Source organism: Bacillus sp. OV166, assembly GCF_900177675.1.
GTDB lineage: Bacteria > Bacillota > Bacilli > Bacillales > Cytobacillaceae > Neobacillus.
The window spans coordinates 1549986-1566110 of sequence record NZ_FXWM01000001.1; the positions used below are offsets into that span (position 1 = coordinate 1549986).

Genomic DNA, 16125 nt, shown 5'->3' on the forward strand with positions numbered 1-16125 from the left:
AGGTTACGTTTTATTTGATACGTAATGTGTGTTTTTTAGTCCCTTTTTTTAAAAGGAGGCATACTGCACTACTGCGGTATGTCTTTTTTTATAGATAAAAGTGCTTAAGGGAGGTAAATTTGATGGGGAAATTAGAATTAGTCAGGATTGGAAAGACAACGGAGGCGCTAGAAGGCGGATAGTAAAACATAAGGGGGCATTCAGTTATGTTTGCGGTATTAAAAAAATTAAGTTGGTTTTTTAGAGAAAATTGGCAACGATATGTGATCGCAATAACGCTATTAATTTTAGTCGGTATATTGGATGTGATGCCGCCAAAATTAATTGGAATGGCGATTGATGATATTCATGTCGGTATTATAAGTAAAGAGAAAATTCTCAGGTACCTCGGTTTCCTTTTATTAATCATGGTGTCATCCTATGCGGTCACCTATGTATGGATGTATCGTTTATTTGGGGGGGCCTTCCTCGTTGAAAGGAAACTCAGGTCTCAATTTGTCAAGCACTTATTAGCAATGACCCCGGGATTTTATGAAAAAAATCGAACAGGGGACTTAATGGCACGTGCTACAAATGATTTAAAAGCCATCTCCATTACAGCAGGTTTTGGGATCCTAACTCTAGTGGATTCTAGCGTCTGGATGTTAACCTTGCTGTTGACAATGGGACTTTTCATTAGCTGGAAGTTAACATTAGCGGCCATTATCCCGCTGCCATTTATGGCCATTTTAATGAAAATTTATGGAAAAAGAATTCATACTCGCTTTATGGACGCTCAGGATGCCTTTGGTGAATTGAATGACCGGGTGCTTGAATCTGTCGCAGGAGTTAGGGTCATCCGTGCTTATGTTCAAGAAGTGGCCGATAGTAATCGGTTTCATCAACTCACGGAGGATGTTTACCATAAGAATATTAGGGTTGCAAAAATTGATGCCTTATTTGATCCCACGATAAAGGTGCTTGTAGGAATAAGCTATTTAATAGGTCTCGGGTATGGTGCTTATTTGGTTTTCCATCAAACGATTACATTAGGCAATCTGGTTTCCTTTAATGTGTATTTAGGGATGCTGATATGGCCAATGTTTGCTATTGGTGAGTTAATCAATGTGATGCAACGAGGGAATGCCTCACTAGACCGTGTGAATGAGACACTTAATTATAAGGTAGAAGTTGGCAATCCACTCGAACCTGTTGCAATCGCTACAGCGGATCGTATTGATTATCAAAAGGTAACCTTCAGGTATCCATCTTCTAAAAATGACAATCTAAAAAATGTGGATGTTAAACTTCTTCAGGGGCAAACATTAGGAATTGTAGGTAAAACGGGCTCAGGAAAGACCACCTTTATTAAGCAGTTATTAAGGCAATATCCACTTGGAACCGGTGAGGTATCCATTTCAGGGGTATCATTAGAGGAACAAACCTTGAATCAAGTCCGCAACTGGATTGGTTATGTGCCCCAAGATCATGTCTTGTTTTCTCGAAGTGTGAAAGACAATATTCTTTTCGGCAGGACAGATTCTAGCGAAGAAGAGTTAGAAACAGCCATAGATTTAGCGGCGTTCCGTAAGGATCTTGAAATGCTTCCAGAAGGATTAGCTACGCTCGTAGGAGAAAAGGGTGTGGCCTTATCAGGAGGACAAAAACAACGGATCTCGATTGCCCGCGCGCTTATCAAAAATCCAGAAATCCTAATTCTCGATGATTCCTTATCAGCCGTTGATGCGAAAACAGAAAAACAAATTATTGATAATATCCGCCTAGTAAGAACAGATAAAACAACCATTATTACCACTCACCGAATGTCTGCTATCCAGCACGCAGACCATATTATCGTCCTTGATGAAGGCAAAATTGTTGAAGAGGGGACACATGAACAGCTCATCGAACAAGATGGGTGGTATAAGGAACAATTTATCCGCCAACAGATTGCAGGTAAGGTTGAGGAGGGGGTATCAGCATGACAACTGGGAAGCGATTAACCAGGTACGCTTTTACTTATAAAAAAATTATTATAGCGGCATTGCTTATGCTGACCATTTCTGTCGGAACCGACCTTGCAGGACCGTTTATTGCTAAAAATATTATTGATCAGCATATATTAGGGATTGAATCTGTTTGGTATGAAACGGCAAGGGGCAATCGGGCAGTGAATTATGACGGTAAATTTTACACAAGAGAAAAATATTTATCTAAATCAGAACAAAAGGGAAAACAAATTCAAATTTTGCAAGTCGGTTCCAAGTTCGTTTTCATTGACCAAAAACCTGAATTTGATGGGAAGAGAAGCTTAAAAGAAGGAATTTTGGAGATTAAAAATGGTGTGCGAAAGGCAGAGTATCAGGCGAAAACCCTAAAGGGGTCTGAAACATTGTCCTTTTACGAGCCAGAGATTCCAGCTATCTTTCAACTATTGGCCATCTATTTTGGACTCTTGGTTATATCAGCCGTTTTTCAATACGGTGAACGTTTTTTATTACAAAAATCAGCCAACCGCATTATTCAAAAAATGCGCGAAGATGTCTATGGTCAGATACAACGGCTGCCGATTCATTATTTTGATAATTTGCCTGCAGGTAAAGTGGTAGCAAGAATCACAAATGATACTGAAGCAATCCGTGAGTTATACGTAACAGTTCTTGCTACCTTTTTTACTAGTGCCATATATATTACCGGTATATATGTTGCCTTGTTTATTTTGAACGTAAAGCTTGCAGCGATTTGTTTATTGTTATTGCCAATTTTATATGTATGGATGTTAATTTACCGGAAGTATGCTTCTAAATATAACCGAGTCATCCGGTCCAGGAATAGCGATATAAATGCAACCATCAATGAATCCATCCAAGGAATGAGTATTATTCAGGCATTCAATCGTGAAAAAGAATCAAAAGCAGATTTTGAAAAAATTAACCATGAACATTTTACGTACCAGAATAAGCTATTAAGTTTAAATGCATTAACCTCTCATAATCTGGTTGGGATATTAAGAAATCTCATTTTTGTGGCATTTATTTGGTATTTCGGGGGCCAGGCACTGAATACTTCTACTATCCTATCACTTGGGATGCTATATGCCTTTGTTGATTACATCAACCGCCTTTTCCAGCCTGTTCAGGGGATTGTCAATCAATTGGCTAATTTAGAGCAGGCACTTGTGGCCGGTGAACGAGTATTCAAGTTGATGGATGAGCCAGGGGAAAATGTTAGTGGTGAGCGGATTGCTCGTTTTAAAGGGAATGTAAGATTTGATCATGTTTCGTTTGGATACAAAGAAGGAGAATTCGTGCTAAAGAATATTGATTTTGAAGCGAAGCAAGGTGAAACAGTTGCCCTCGTTGGTCATACAGGTTCTGGAAAAAGTTCGATCATGAATTTACTTTTCCGCTTTTATGATTGTCAAAAGGGGAAAATTACGATTGATGGAAGGGATATTGAATCCATCCCACGTCAAACGATCCGAAACCATATGGGCATCGTTTTACAGGATCCCTATCTATTTACAGGAACGATTGCTTCCAATGTAAGTCTTAATGATCCTTCGATTACAAAAGAAAAAATCGAGAAAGCATTAAAGGATGTTGGAGCAGAAAAGGTATTCAAAAATTTAGAAAATGGGTATGATGAACCTGTTCTTGAGAAAGGAAGTACCCTTTCGAGCGGGCAGCGGCAGTTAATTTCTTTTGCCCGCGCGCTTAGCTTTAATCCTGCGATTCTAATTCTTGACGAAGCCACTTCTAGTATTGATACAGAGACAGAAGCAGTGATTCAAGAGGCTATGGATGTCCTGAAAAAAGGGAGAACAACCTTTATTATTGCCCACAGGCTATCAACGATTCGAAATGCGGACCAAATAATTGTATTGGATCGAGGGACGATCGTTGAAAAGGGGTCACATGATGAATTGATGGAGAATAAGGGGAAATATTATCAGATGTATCAACTTCAGCAGGGCAGCACAGATCTAGCAGGATAGGAAAATGGCCTCTTAACGAAATTTGTTAAGGGGCCATTTTTCCACAAGATAAGTATAGGTTTTTGAATCTAGACAACTGTCTAGCTCCAGCGCCCAGCGGCTAGTGTACTTCGCCCTTTTCCCTACGATAAGTCAAGCACGAATGCGCTAGCGCTCTCCGTGTTTCCTTTATCTCAGTCAAAGTGCTCCAGTCCATACGCCGCTAAACGGGCGCTTGCGCTTTTCTTAATAAGTAAGTCCCACTCGCGAGCCAATAAATTGATTGTTAAAAAGCTGTTGAAAGGCGAAATCAGCCGTATCATAAATCGAGATGGAAGAAGGATGATCTGGTAGAAAGTCTTTTTCGTACCTGTAATACCCTTTTCTTTCACCTACAGGCAAGTAGGTAGGACATACAACCGTCCAATCAAGTCCAGAATCTTTTAGCATTAAATAGGCTTTTAAATGTTCCTCCGCATCACGAGTGCTTTTCCGTTTCGACTCAGATGATTGAAAACGATATAAATGTGGGGCAGAACGAGCCTGCAGAATTCCTGCTGTACCAATTGTAATAATTCGTTTTATTTCCTGCTCTTTCATATGTTTAATGATTAATGGCATCGATTCAGACAGTGTGGTGGTGCCATTTGTATTTAATGTACTAATAACCACGTCTGAACCGGTTAGGCTATTCGTAATGTCTGTTTCATTTAGGACATTACCTGTCTTAACCTTAAGACCTGCACCAATATTGTTTAGCTTTTTCATATCTCTCACTAGTGCAGTTACAGAATGTTGCTGGGACATAGCATTTTCTAAAATGATTGTGCCTACCCTGCCCGTTGCACCAAAAAGGCAAATGTTCACAAAATGTTCACCTCTTAGTCAATAATGTGTAATAATCATCACTTGTCAAACCCGCCGCTTGTGATATTTTAAAAATGTTTAAGTATTTAAATAATATCGGGGTGGGATGTATATGTCAGAGTATTCAGTAGTACTATTGATCGGTAGTTTTTTAATCCTTTCTTATTATATCGGATATACAATCATTAAACATTAAATTATTAACTGCAGACAAGTGTCTGCAGTTTTTTTATACTCTTTTTAACTTGTCTGTTGATTTCCGCTCCAGGCGCTTCGCTTTCCGCGGGCGGGTCCGGGGAGCCTCCTCGGCGCTTAAGCGCCTGCGGGGTCTCCCCTGTCCCGTACTCCCGCAGGAGTCTCGCCCCTTCCGCTCCAATCAACATGGCCTTAATAATTGTAATTTGATTAATAAAATGGGTAGGAATGGGTATATATATTGAAGTATACGAATTTGTGAGGTGTGGATGACACGTGGAAAATTATCGAATCGAAAAAGATACGCTTGGTGAGGTTCGTGTGCCAGTAGATAAATATTGGGGTGCGCAAACACAACGAAGTAAGGAAAATTTTAAAATTGGCACCGAAAAGATGCCATTGGAATTAATTTATGGTCTGGTTTTTATTAAAAAAGCTGCCGCAATTGTCAATTTTCAATTAGGAAAACTCAGCGAAAGGAAAATGAAAGCAATCATAAAAGTATGTGATTCTATTCATAACGGAGAGATAGATGAACATTTTCCATTGGTAGTTTGGCAAACAGGCAGTGGTACTCAATCCAATATGAACGTCAATGAAGTCATTGCCAATCGGGCGAATGAATATTTAAAAGAGCAAGAAGCCAATCTTGAAAAAATCCATCCGAATGATGATGTCAATATGTCACAAAGCTCCAATGACACCTTTCCAACAGCAATGCATATTGCTGCCTATACAAAAATAGTTGAGGATCTCCTTCCTGCTATTTCAGAATTAAAAAACACGCTACTTGTAAAAGAGAAGGATTTTTCAAAAATAATCAAAATAGGGAGAACTCATTTGCAGGATGCAACACCACTAACGCTGGGACAAGAGATCAGCGGATGGCGGGTAATGCTTGAAAAATGTGAAAGGATGATAACAGAGGCAACCCAGTATCTGCTTGATTTGGCGATAGGAGGGACAGCGGTTGGTACAGGAATCAATGCTCCCTCACAGTTTGGGGACAAGGCTGCCGAGCAGATTTCCATGCTTACAGGTTATCCATTCGGTTCCTCTGGGAATAAATTTCACGCATTAACAAGTCACGATGAAATTGTTCATGTTCATGGGGCGCTAAAAGCTTTGGCAGCTGATTTAATGAAAATGGCTAATGATGTCCGCTGGCTTGCTAGTGGGCCGCGCAGTGGAATCGGTGAACTTAGCATTCCCGCAAATGAGCCAGGGAGCTCAATTATGCCGGGGAAGGTTAATCCTACTCAGAGTGAAGCGTTGACGATGATTGCGTGCCAGATTTTTGGGAATGACGCCGCCATCGGTTTTGCGGCAAGCCAAGGGAATTTTGAGTTAAATGTGTTTAAACCAGTTATAATTAATAATTTTATCCAATCAATCAGGCTCCTTTCGGATGGAATTAATTCATTTAATAAAAATTGTGCCTTAGGTCTCCAAGCCAATGAAGAAATGATCAAAGAGCATGTAAACCGATCTTTGATGTTGGTTACAGCGTTAAATCCTCATATTGGCTATGAAAAGGCAGCAGAAATTGCCAAACTTGCTTATAAAGATAATTGCTCATTAAGGGAAGCGGCCATAAAAATAGGTTATGTTACAGAAGAACAGTTTTCAAAATGGGTCATGCCTGAAAATATGATTTAAACAAAATGAAAGCCCCCTCCAAAAGGAGGGGGCTTAGCCATAATATTTATTTGTATTTACTGGGTTTTTCTAAAAATTAGCGTTGGAATCCGCCAAGTTGAGACTCAGCCATTGCTACAAGACGCTTTGTAATTTCTCCTCCAACAGATCCGTTGGCACGTGAAGTAGTGTCAGCACCAAGATTTACACCAAATTCTGAAGCAATTTCATACTTCATTTGACTAAGAGCTTGCTCGACGCCTGGGACTAGAAGTTGATTAGAGTTGTTGTTACTTGCCATAGTTGAATAACACTCCTCTTAATAAGTTTGGGGTCAGTATGGAATTGAACCATAATGGAGATTAAACCATTGCCGCCTTGGCCTAACCCATGTTATCAATGTTACCTTTGATAAGCTTCTACAAATTGGAGATTCATTCATTGTCTTTTGTTTGGTTGGATGAGTCGGACTTGCACCGGCTATTACCCTTTTTGGTTTCATCCATCGTTGTAAGTAGGTGTTGCTTGCTTTGTAATACTTATTATGATTAAAACGGAAAGACTTATTCGAGAATTTAATTGGTAATTGATTCCATCACATATGGTTTGCAAGTTAACACAAACTAAGAATATCAACTAAACAAAAGGGTGATTTGTATGTCTGTATGCCCAATATGTAATGGTTTTCGGGAAGCTTACTTATTATGTACAAGTTGCGGTGAACCTATGATGGAGAGTGGACGTCTCATGGATTTTTATGATGATTATAGTCCATATATGGAAATAGATCTAATGAAGATGGAGGATGGGTATCCTGATACAAATTCAGGTCAAAAGTGTCCCCATGTGTATCGATGTCCTTCCTGTAATAAAGAAGAAGTATTCTTTATAAAAGAATAAGCCCCGTTTCGTGAACGGGGCTTATCGGTTCTTAATTATGGGCGGATTCTTGATTCTGTTTCAACATCAAAGAAGTGTGCTTTGTTCATATCAAAAGCTAGTTCTAATGTATCGCCAGGATGAATATCTCCACGGGAATCAACTCGGGCTACGAAATCTTGGCCGCCAATGCTTGAATAGATCATTAATTCTGCACCAGTTAACTCTGCAACATCAACGTTAGCATTAATTTTTGTACCTGCAGATGCATCAATGAAAACTGGCTCATCATGAATATCTTCAGGGCGAGTTCCAAGAATAATTGATTTTCCAACATAGCCTTGTTCACGAAGATATTTCATTTTTCCTTCTGGAACGGCTATAGATGTTTTTCCAATCACAAATTTTCCATCTTCTAGTTTTCCGTTAAAGAAGTTCATTGCTGGAGAGCCGATAAAGCCACCGACAAAGACATTCTCAGGCTTTTCATACACTTCTTTAGGTGAACCAACTTGTTGAATGACACCATCCTTCATAACAACTAGTCGAGTAGCCATTGTCATTGCTTCAGTTTGATCGTGCGTAACATAGATAGTAGTTGTATCTAAGCGGCGGTGAAGTTTTGCAATTTCAGCACGCATTTGAACACGAAGCTTTGCGTCTAGATTTGATAAAGGTTCATCCATTAAGAATACCTTTGCATCACGGACAATGGCACGTCCTAATGCTACACGCTGACGCTGTCCACCAGATAGAGCTTTAGGTTTACGGGTTAAGTATGCCTCTAAACCAAGAATTTTTGCAGCATCTTGTACACGACGATCAATTTCATCTTTAGGGAACTTGCGCAGTTTTAAACCGAATGCCATGTTATCATATACCGTCATGTGTGGATAAAGAGCGTAGTTTTGGAAAACCATGGCGATATCACGATCTTTCGGTGCTACGTCATTCACTCTTTTACCATCAATGTAAAAATCACCTTTTGAAATATCTTCAAGACCAGCAATCATTCGAAGTGTGGTAGATTTTCCGCACCCAGATGGTCCAACAAATACGATAAATTCTTTATCCTCAATATGTAAATTGAAGTCTTGAACAGCGGTTACTTTATTATCATAAATTTTATAAATGTGATCTAATTTTAACTCTGCCATTAGTAATTCCTCCCTTTATCTTGTTAACAATATTGTACAATTAGAGGGCGAAAATCAGTATGGACAGAGTGCACAAAGATTGAAAGCGCTTTTTTGGGCAGGTTGTTACTTTTCTAGACTCTGCTCAAATAGTAAACACGCTAAAAACACTGTAAAGGCACCGTAAAAATCCTTTAATTGGATTCCAGATTTATCGATGAATTTATCGATCCTGTATTGAAGTGTATTTCTATGAATATACAATTTTTTTGCCGTTAAGCTGGCATTTAAATTATTCTCAAGAAAGACTTTTATTGTTGAATACATCTCTGTGTCTTCATTAAATACCCCAAAGATTACTTGATTGACCATTTGTTTTAAATCAGCCGGCAAGTGATAAGCTAAATAGGCTGGGAAAACACGCTCAAATGTAAAGATATTCAAGTGGTTCACAAGATTCGCAATCCCAAAAGAGAAGTATTCTTTCTCCTGAAGATATTTTGCGCGGAGTTGATTGGAAAAAGGATGGAACTTTCCGGAAAAAATAGAAATTTTTACATAAAAATCGCTTTCTAATGTTTCAGTCATTGAAATCAAATCTTCTTCTGTCAGAGCAATTGCGCTGCCTGCTTCAATGACAATACCTCGATTGCTGTTTTCCCAGATAACTATGACTTCTTCAGAAAAAAAGCCTTTTAAGGCAGACTCAATTTCGCTTTGATTCGTATCATCGCTGTTAAATTGAAACTGAATGAAACGAAGATACGTCTCAGGTTTACAAGTCGGGAGAGGACCATCCAATAATAAATAGGTATCCCATCCCTTCGCAGCGGAATTGCTCGCAGGATTTTTATATTCAACTAATTGGTAAATTGTTTTAAGAAGGGTTAATTCCTTTTCAGTTACCACAGCTTTAGGAATAGCGATCCATTCGTTTTCAATCTCATTATAGAAGATATAAAATTGTTCAGAGGGATTCACTGGCTTATCTTGAAACAAAATGGAATTCTCATAAATAGACAATAATTTTTTTAACATGGTTGATTTCCCCGTTTTTTAATATTTACTTGATTCATTTATTATACAGTAGTTGATAAAAGCAAAAAAATAATAAAGGCTAGCCTTTGTTAATACGGGCTAGCCTATCATATATGGTGGTAATAAAGATTAATCGCATTCATAGGGTGGTTGTTCTTCAAGGAACTCATGGGCTTCTTCGATATTAGTTGTATCATGGCGTGAATGGACAGAACCACCAGACATGCCTTCGTTAATCATACGGTCCACATCCATGAACACCTTATCTCTTCCTTCATAAGCAGAACCTAAATCCGTTACCTTGTCTTTTCCTTTATCCATAACCATCATCCCTTTCAGTAAACTATTTCTAGTTTGTGGAAAAGATGAGTTTTCATACGCTTTAAGATCCCGGTATTACACTATTCATAAACATGGTAAAGCATCAGTTCATGGATTTGGCTTGATAATGCCTCGATCTCATCTCGTTCAGGCACATTTGTTGTCCATTCTATATTCCCAGTTTGATGATAAATTCCGGTGACTCTTTGCTTTTTATGATAAAAGGAAAAATTCCATCCCGGAATATTTTTATTTTCAAATAATGGCTTGAATTGAAAGTGCATTAACATCGTGAAATCCCCCTTTTAATTTACTTACTATTAGCTTAACTTGTTTGGGAGATTTTTTAAATAGAATTTTCTGTCAATTTTTTTATCAGATCTGAAAATTTGAGAGTTGGAAGAATAAGCGGCAAAGTTGCTCAATTTTCTTTTCTTCTATTTCGTGTTCGTCAAAGCTCATGGGTTTGGAATTTACCTCGTAAATATAGTACTGCCCCGTTTTACTTACCCCAGCGTCGATGGAAAATTCACCGAAATAGCCAAATCGGTCAGATAATGCCCTTCCAATATAAGGGATAATTGTTTCGATAAATTGATCATGCTTTTCAGAATGCAAAATTTCATAGGGCAAGAGCCTCCCACCGAAGGGTATATGAGTAGTAATTCCTTGTTCTTGTGATTGCCTAATCCCAATCCCAGTTAAAATGTACTTACCTTCATCTGCGTGGGCAAGGATACGAAAGTCGAAACGATTACCTTCGTATTCAGCTGATGTTATTTCCTCTTGGGCTAGGTAGTTTTTCTCAAGTAGCTCCTTGCCCCAGATATCCCAAAAATGATTAAAGGATTTATAAATTTCCTGAAGATAGATTCCTTCTAATTGAACCTTGGAAGAACCCATCAACTTTAAGCGGAAAATCCCTTTTCCTTTCGATGATTGCGTAGGTTTTAAATATATGCTTATTTGCTTCTGCAGAAAAGTGATCAAGTCCTTTTTTTGCTGGATGAGGATTGTTTGCGGCAAAAAGGTTTGCAAAAACGGATGGGTTTTAAGTAATTCATATAACTCAAATTTATCGATAAAACATGGATTGAAAAAAGGGATATTTTTCTCCTTTAAAATCGAAAAAAAACGTTGGTATTGCTGATTTTGTTCTGACTTTCTGAAAGGAACCCGATTATAAACCAGGTTAGGATAGGGGAATATTTCCTTAACCCAGTGATTTTTATCAGGTGAATAGGTATAGCCAGTAATATGATCTGTATCTACATCTTCCGGAGTAAAGACAAAGCTTATTCCATCAAGTGAAATAAGCTTCTTTTGTAATGCTATAAAAAGCGGGCCATTACCCGCAATAGAACCATTTGATTTTCTCGCTGACATAATACCAATCAGTGGCCCTGCTTGATTGGCTTTCATGTGAATAACTCCTCTGGGTGTAATAATGATTGCTCGGTAAGAAAGACAGCAAACGCAATGGACAATTTACGCGTTAGCAAATCAAAATCTTTCAATTCGGGATGAGCAAAGATGGTCCTTCCAGGTTTGGAATTTGCTTCAAAGAGCCAAACATCTCCATTTCGGTCGATACCTAAATCAAAACCAATCTCACCAATAATGCCTTCTACATTCCTATCCAAAGAACTGCTTAAAAGAAGGGCGGAATGAGAGAGTCTTTCTTTATACAAAGTACGTTCATCCCCTGAGAATATTTCTTCGAGCGTTTTAACATCACCACCGCTTCTTTTATGAGTGGTTACGCTGCCAGGGCCTGCAATTTTCGCTGCAATCGCTGATACATGCCAATTTCCCAGATCATCTTTATTCGTGTGGACGCGAAAATCAATTGGTCTTGATTCGCTTCTGAGTAAATTTATGCCCTGCTGTACCAACATTTTTTCAAGTGATTGATTTGCGAATACGATACCCATCAATCGTTCTAAACTTGAAAATCTCCGCAAACGATTTACACCACTTTCATCTTGGTAGCGGCAAAAATAATCATCGGTGTGCTTGTCATATATTATTTGGTGAACACCTAAACCAAGACTGCCATTTTTAGGTTTAATAAAAACATGGCCATGGGTAGAAAGCATAGTCTCGATTGAGGAGAAGGATGTAAATGGCAGTGTTTCTGGTAGGAAGCTTGCAACTATGTCATCTTGAATAAGCCTTTCATGAATATCAAGCTTGTTAAAAAATCCAGGATTATACCAAGGAATAAGGTATTCCTTTTGCAAGCGGTCACGCACCTTAATTAATTTTGGGTTATTTTCACTTCTCCGATTGGGCAGCCGATCATAAATAACATTAGGAAAAGGCACTTCAAGCGTCTCCCATGCATTATTTTGAAAAATGTACCCTTCTATGATTCCTTGGTCCCAATCAATATGCTGTTCTCCAAATACAAAAGGTAAAGCACCCACCATTTTATTAACGGATAGAAGTTTTGAAAAGAACAATGTTCTTTCACCAATAGGTTCCAAAGGCAGTGAGGTAAATCCCGCTGTGAAAATACCTACAAGTGGACCGATAATAAGACTATGGTTATTGAAAAAGACATGAAGTGGAGTGTTGAAATTAGGAAAATGGAGTGCTTTTTGAATTTTTCTGCTTATCGAAACCCGGTCATCCTTATCAGGATGAGGAATAAAATCAACTTCTATGGATCTCGAACCAAAGGCAATCCTTGTGATCTCTTTATCTTTAAGAAATGATGGAGGACAGAAAACAACTAATTGATCATTTTGAGCAACTTCAATGAGATAATGTTTTCTCATAATAGCTCTTCCTTTCTTTTGAATCTATCAGGGTTAAGTGTTTCCCGTAAAGCAATGGGGCTAGGTTCAGAGAATCTTTAAGGTCTGGTTGAGTTTGCAAGAGCACTTTTCGCCCTGGTTTCGAATTTACATCCAAAATCCAGATTGAACCATTTTTCGCGATGCCAATATCTACTCCGAGTTCAAATAATGGTAAAAATGCATTTTCAAGAAGTGGAGGAAGATTGGTGAGAATGTATGTTAATTCTTGATTAATATATTCCCTAGTAGCAGGTGGGAGAGAAGGTGACCAATCGGCAAAGGGGAGGACGGTCCCACCAGCACTTAAATTTGATAAAATACCGCCAGTATTTCCTCTACGAATCCCTCTTCCTAATTCGCTCCATTTCCCATCCATATTTTTTTGCAGTAGGACGCGAATGTCGAAGGGCTGCAGTTCATTATTTGATAATTCAAGATAAGGTTGCAGTAAGTATTGACGATTACAAATGAGCGATTGTAACCACTGGGTTAGCTTCGTTTCATTTGGGAAAATCCGTGAAATAATCTTCTTTTGTTTTTCAGTTTTAACATGAAAGGATTTTTCATTTTTTTTCAAATAGTAAATGCCATTCCCTTGCGATCCGTTAATGGGCTTTAAAATAATCCTTTTCTTTGTTGTTAATACATTTAATACGATGTTAGTATCGGAAACAGATTGAGTTACAGGTAAGTAAGCCGATAAAACTGTTTTTCTTAATTCTTCATAGAGTTCTAGTTTATTTGGCAGCCCATATCCTAAAAAGGTTATGTCAGTTCTGGTCTTTAGCCAAGATACAATCGGAATGCATTGTTTGGAATGCTCATCATCACCGTAAAAACAACGGTCATAAATAATCGTTGGAATGTGAAATTCACTGTCGACCCAGGATTTTGTAGTTGAATTAAATTTTTCCCCTTTTACTTGAAGTGTCAGCGGATCTATTTTTGAAGGGATGAAGCGGTAGCATTCCATCCCACAGGATTCTGCAAGGTTCGCGATTTCGTTTATATAGGACTGTTCACTTTCCATGCTAACTGTCATTATTCCAAATGCAATCAATTTAATGATCCTCCTTTACAATTGTAGATTCAAATGCAAGCAACGTACAAAATTGGATGAGCGCCTTAGCAGACGGCCTAATTTTTCCTAACCCATCCTCAAAGTTTTTAGAAGGTTTAGAGTTTACTTCTATTATCCACAGCTGTCCCTCTTGATCGACCCCGATGTCGATCCCTAATTCTCCGGTTATCCCTGTTGAAGAACCACTAATAGTCGAAGCCGTTTCAAGCGCTAATTTCTTCATAAGTGCAAACACTTCTACAGATTTTTTTTGGTCGAAACAGGTACGTAGAACATTTAAGGGTTTGAGGATTCTCCCGCCCCTAGCGATGTTAGAAACGAACTCATCTTCCGCTGCGACCCTTGCCACAATCGAGGTAACTTGCCAATGGTTGTTTAGAGTTTTGTGACACAAAACTCTAAAGTCCATGGCACAGGATTCATAAGTAACTAACTCTATCCCCTGTTGAATTATATAAAAACGATTATGAAGTATTTGCTTTATAAGTTGGTGGACTTCATCTAAAAGATAATTATTTCTAGATCTATCGTTAAGAGCAGCGATAGAGGTTTGTAAAGAGAATTGGCTATCTTCTTCCTTTTTCAATTTCATAATATTTCTGCCTTGACTGCCATGAACTGGCTTGATAAATACCGTTTCAAATTCTTGAGTAAGTTCATATAAGTGTTCTTTTGTATAAATTTTGGTTTTTGGTAAAAACGGAAAAAGATGTTTCTCATGAAATATTTGATTATATACTTCCCATTTTGAAAGAAAGCGTTCATTAAAAAGTGGGATCAGCAAGGCTTCAAGTTTATTACGGAAATGCTTGAATGGCTCAGAGTGTTCAAGTTTGCGGGAATGGATTCGATTGTAAATTACATCTGGCAAGGGATGTTCAAAAGGACTCCATTTCCCATTTATAAGGTAATACCCACGATTTAAAAATTGATCATAGGAAAAAACATAAAAAAAGCCGCCAATCTCGGTAATTCCATGATGAAGCTCCTCGCAAAAAGCGTGAATAGAACGAAAATGGGGTTCCTCTTCCTCATTTGAAGGGAAATCAGTTAATAGTCCAATCACAGGCCCAAGCTCAAGTGTAAGTAAATCAGGATGATAGATAGCCTGAAATTTATATTCCTGAATGGGGAGACAAAAATCTTTTAAGATATTTTCGGGTATAAGCATCATATTTGGGTCCATTTCAATCGTTTTGACTTTTGTTTTTATCGTCTTGTGTCCTAATTTGATATTTAAGTCAAGGTTATGATTCACTAGTAAATTGGTAAACAATTGGTTGGACATTTGCACAAAGCAGTCATTTTTATTTTTTTGTTTCCTTGGTTTAATCGTTATTGGAGTTATTGGAAAAAACATAAGCATTCCTCAATTTCTACCTAGAGCTTATAGGCATTAGTTGATATAGTAATGTATGTAACATTAATCTAGATGGTGATATTAACATTCTCGCATTTAAGTGAATAGTTTGTTATAGTTGATTCAGAATAGAAAAGCGGAAGCGCCCGTTTAGCGGCGCTGGAGCTAGACATCATTAAAAAGGAGTGAGTACAAGTGGCAGTTAATTTATATGATTCCGCTTATGCGTTAGAAACAGCCATTCGTCAAAGTGAAGAATATACCCAACTACAGCAAGCTTATAAAGAGGTAAATGCTGATCCAGCAGCAAAACAGATGTTTGATAAGTTCCGTCAAATCCAAATGGACCTGCAACAGAAACAAATGATGGGGCAGGATATATCAGAACAAGAGGTACAACAAGCACAATCAACTGTTGGACTCGTTCAGCAAAATGGAAAAATTGCTCAACTTATGCAAGCGGAACAACGGATGAGCATGGTTATTGGGGAATTAAACAAAGTGATCATGAAACCATTAGAAGACCTTTATGGAAAAATGTAAACTCAGTTAGAAAAGCCTTGGGAAAAGTGACCGAAGGCTCAGGTTGTCGAAAAACTTTCGATAGCCTTTTCTTTTATTCCCTTTCTTTAATAATTCACCGCGTTAATTTGTAATAATAATAATATATAGATTTTCAACTAGTCTGTTGATTTGCGCTCCAGGCGCGTGCGGTTCGCGGGCGTGCCGGGGAGCCTCCTCGTCGCTTTGATCCTGCGGGGTCTCCCCTGCCCCGTACTCCCGCAGGAGTCTTCGCGCCTTCCGCTCCAATCAACGGTGTAGTATTCAATTTAAGCTCTTCAACTCATCTA

At 38.4% G+C, this 16125-nt stretch carries 15 protein-coding genes; 5 read left to right on the forward strand and 10 right to left on the reverse strand.

What is annotated here, in order from left to right; genetic code table 11:
- Positions 1–206: 206 nt before the first annotated feature.
- Together CCK98_RS07340 and CCK98_RS07345 are read left to right on the forward strand one after the other, a co-directional pair.
- Positions 207–1964 carry an ABC transporter ATP-binding protein gene (locus tag CCK98_RS07340; RefSeq protein ID WP_088085973.1) on the forward strand — a complete coding sequence of 586 codons (1758 nt, stop codon included), beginning with the start codon at positions 207–209 and terminating at the stop codon, positions 1962–1964.
- Positions 1961–3976, forward strand: a complete 2016-nt coding sequence (locus CCK98_RS07345) for an ABC transporter ATP-binding protein (protein ID WP_088085974.1) — start codon at positions 1961–1963, stop codon at positions 3974–3976. Before CCK98_RS07340 ends, CCK98_RS07345 begins: the two co-directional genes overlap by 4 nt.
- 225 nt (positions 3977–4201) lie before the next feature.
- On the opposite strand, the gene CCK98_RS07350 is transcribed toward CCK98_RS07345, so the two are convergent.
- Positions 4202–4822 carry an NAD(P)-dependent oxidoreductase gene (locus CCK98_RS07350; RefSeq protein WP_088085975.1) on the reverse strand — a complete coding sequence of 207 codons (621 nt, stop codon included), beginning with the start codon at positions 4820–4822 and terminating at the stop codon, positions 4202–4204.
- A 471-nt stretch (positions 4823–5293) separates the two neighbouring features.
- Here CCK98_RS07350 and fumC point away from each other — a divergent pair, with 471 nt between their 5' ends.
- Complete coding sequence (gene fumC / locus CCK98_RS07355) at positions 5294–6676, forward strand: class II fumarate hydratase (RefSeq protein ID WP_088085976.1); 1383 nt, start codon at positions 5294–5296, stop codon at positions 6674–6676.
- Between the two features lie 76 nt (positions 6677–6752).
- Here the strand turns inward: fumC and CCK98_RS07360 are convergent, their stop codons facing one another.
- Positions 6753–6956, reverse strand: coding sequence for an alpha/beta-type small acid-soluble spore protein (locus CCK98_RS07360; RefSeq protein WP_026566044.1), 204 nt, complete (start codon positions 6954–6956; stop codon positions 6753–6755).
- 356 nt (positions 6957–7312) lie between these two features.
- On the opposite strand from CCK98_RS07360, the gene CCK98_RS07365 reads away from it, so the two are divergent.
- A complete protein-coding gene (locus CCK98_RS07365) occupies positions 7313–7555 on the forward strand; it encodes a hypothetical protein (RefSeq protein WP_088085977.1) in 243 nt (80 codons plus the stop codon).
- Positions 7556–7590: 35 nt separating this feature from the next.
- On the opposite strand, the gene CCK98_RS07370 is transcribed toward CCK98_RS07365, so the two are convergent.
- From CCK98_RS07370 to CCK98_RS07405, 8 genes are all read right to left on the reverse strand, one after another.
- The gene (locus tag CCK98_RS07370; RefSeq protein ID WP_088085978.1) at positions 7591–8691 is read right to left on the reverse strand and encodes an ABC transporter ATP-binding protein; all 1101 of its coding nucleotides are present in this window, start codon (positions 8689–8691) and stop codon (positions 7591–7593) included.
- Positions 8692–8796: 105 nt separating this feature from the next.
- The gene (locus CCK98_RS07375; protein ID WP_088085979.1) at positions 8797–9708 is read right to left on the reverse strand and encodes a CdaR family transcriptional regulator; all 912 of its coding nucleotides are present in this window, start codon (positions 9706–9708) and stop codon (positions 8797–8799) included.
- A gap of 129 nt (positions 9709–9837) precedes the next feature.
- On the reverse strand, positions 9838–10029 hold the full coding sequence (locus CCK98_RS07380; RefSeq protein WP_088085980.1) for a hypothetical protein: 192 nt from the start codon (positions 10027–10029) through the stop codon (positions 9838–9840).
- Between the two features lie 80 nt (positions 10030–10109).
- Positions 10110–10319: a YheE family protein gene (locus CCK98_RS07385; RefSeq protein WP_088085981.1), complete on the reverse strand. Its 210-nt coding sequence runs from the start codon at positions 10317–10319 to the stop codon at positions 10110–10112.
- Positions 10320–10404: 85 nt separating this feature from the next.
- Complete coding sequence (locus CCK98_RS07390) at positions 10405–11451, reverse strand: YheC/YheD family protein (protein ID WP_088085982.1); 1047 nt, start codon at positions 11449–11451, stop codon at positions 10405–10407.
- Positions 11448–12812, reverse strand: coding sequence for a YheC/YheD family protein (locus CCK98_RS07395; protein ID WP_088085983.1), 1365 nt, complete (start codon positions 12810–12812; stop codon positions 11448–11450). The genes CCK98_RS07390 and CCK98_RS07395 overlap by 4 nt, the downstream gene beginning before the upstream one ends.
- On the reverse strand, positions 12790–13893 hold the full coding sequence (locus CCK98_RS07400; RefSeq protein WP_088085984.1) for a YheC/YheD family protein: 1104 nt from the start codon (positions 13891–13893) through the stop codon (positions 12790–12792). The genes CCK98_RS07395 and CCK98_RS07400 overlap by 23 nt, the downstream gene beginning before the upstream one ends.
- 1 nt (position 13894) lies before the next feature.
- The gene (locus CCK98_RS07405) at positions 13895–15274 is read right to left on the reverse strand and encodes a YheC/YheD family protein (protein ID WP_179195734.1); all 1380 of its coding nucleotides are present in this window, start codon (positions 15272–15274) and stop codon (positions 13895–13897) included.
- A gap of 195 nt (positions 15275–15469) precedes the next feature.
- Between CCK98_RS07405 and CCK98_RS07410 the strand changes: the two genes are divergently transcribed.
- Positions 15470–15817, forward strand: coding sequence for a YlbF family regulator (locus tag CCK98_RS07410; protein WP_088085986.1), 348 nt, complete (start codon positions 15470–15472; stop codon positions 15815–15817).
- Positions 15818–16125 lie beyond the last annotated feature (308 nt).

Bases quoted from the DNA above. Each gene is read 5' to 3' on its own strand.
- CCK98_RS07340 (WP_088085973.1), top strand. From the start codon at position 207: ATGTTTGCGGTATTAAAAAAATTAAGTTGGTTTTTTAGAGAAAATTGG.
- CCK98_RS07345 (WP_088085974.1), top strand. From the start codon at position 1,961: ATGACAACTGGGAAGCGATTAACCAGGTACGCTTTTACTTATAAAAAA.
- CCK98_RS07360 (WP_026566044.1), bottom strand. From the start codon at position 6,956: ATGGCAAGTAACAACAACTCTAATCAACTTCTAGTCCCAGGCGTCGAG.
- CCK98_RS07365 (WP_088085977.1), top strand. From the start codon at position 7,313: ATGTCTGTATGCCCAATATGTAATGGTTTTCGGGAAGCTTACTTATTA.
- CCK98_RS07370 (WP_088085978.1), bottom strand. From the start codon at position 8,691: ATGGCAGAGTTAAAATTAGATCACATTTATAAAATTTATGATAATAAA.
- CCK98_RS07375 (WP_088085979.1), bottom strand. From the start codon at position 9,708: ATGTTAAAAAAATTATTGTCTATTTATGAGAATTCCATTTTGTTTCAA.
- CCK98_RS07380 (WP_088085980.1), bottom strand. From the start codon at position 10,029: ATGGATAAAGGAAAAGACAAGGTAACGGATTTAGGTTCTGCTTATGAA.
- CCK98_RS07385 (WP_088085981.1), bottom strand. From the start codon at position 10,319: ATGTTAATGCACTTTCAATTCAAGCCATTATTTGAAAATAAAAATATT.
- CCK98_RS07390 (WP_088085982.1), bottom strand. From the start codon at position 11,451: ATGAAAGCCAATCAAGCAGGGCCACTGATTGGTATTATGTCAGCGAGA.
- CCK98_RS07395 (WP_088085983.1), bottom strand. From the start codon at position 12,812: ATGAGAAAACATTATCTCATTGAAGTTGCTCAAAATGATCAATTAGTT.
- CCK98_RS07405 (WP_179195734.1), bottom strand. From the start codon at position 15,274: ATGTTTTTTCCAATAACTCCAATAACGATTAAACCAAGGAAACAAAAA.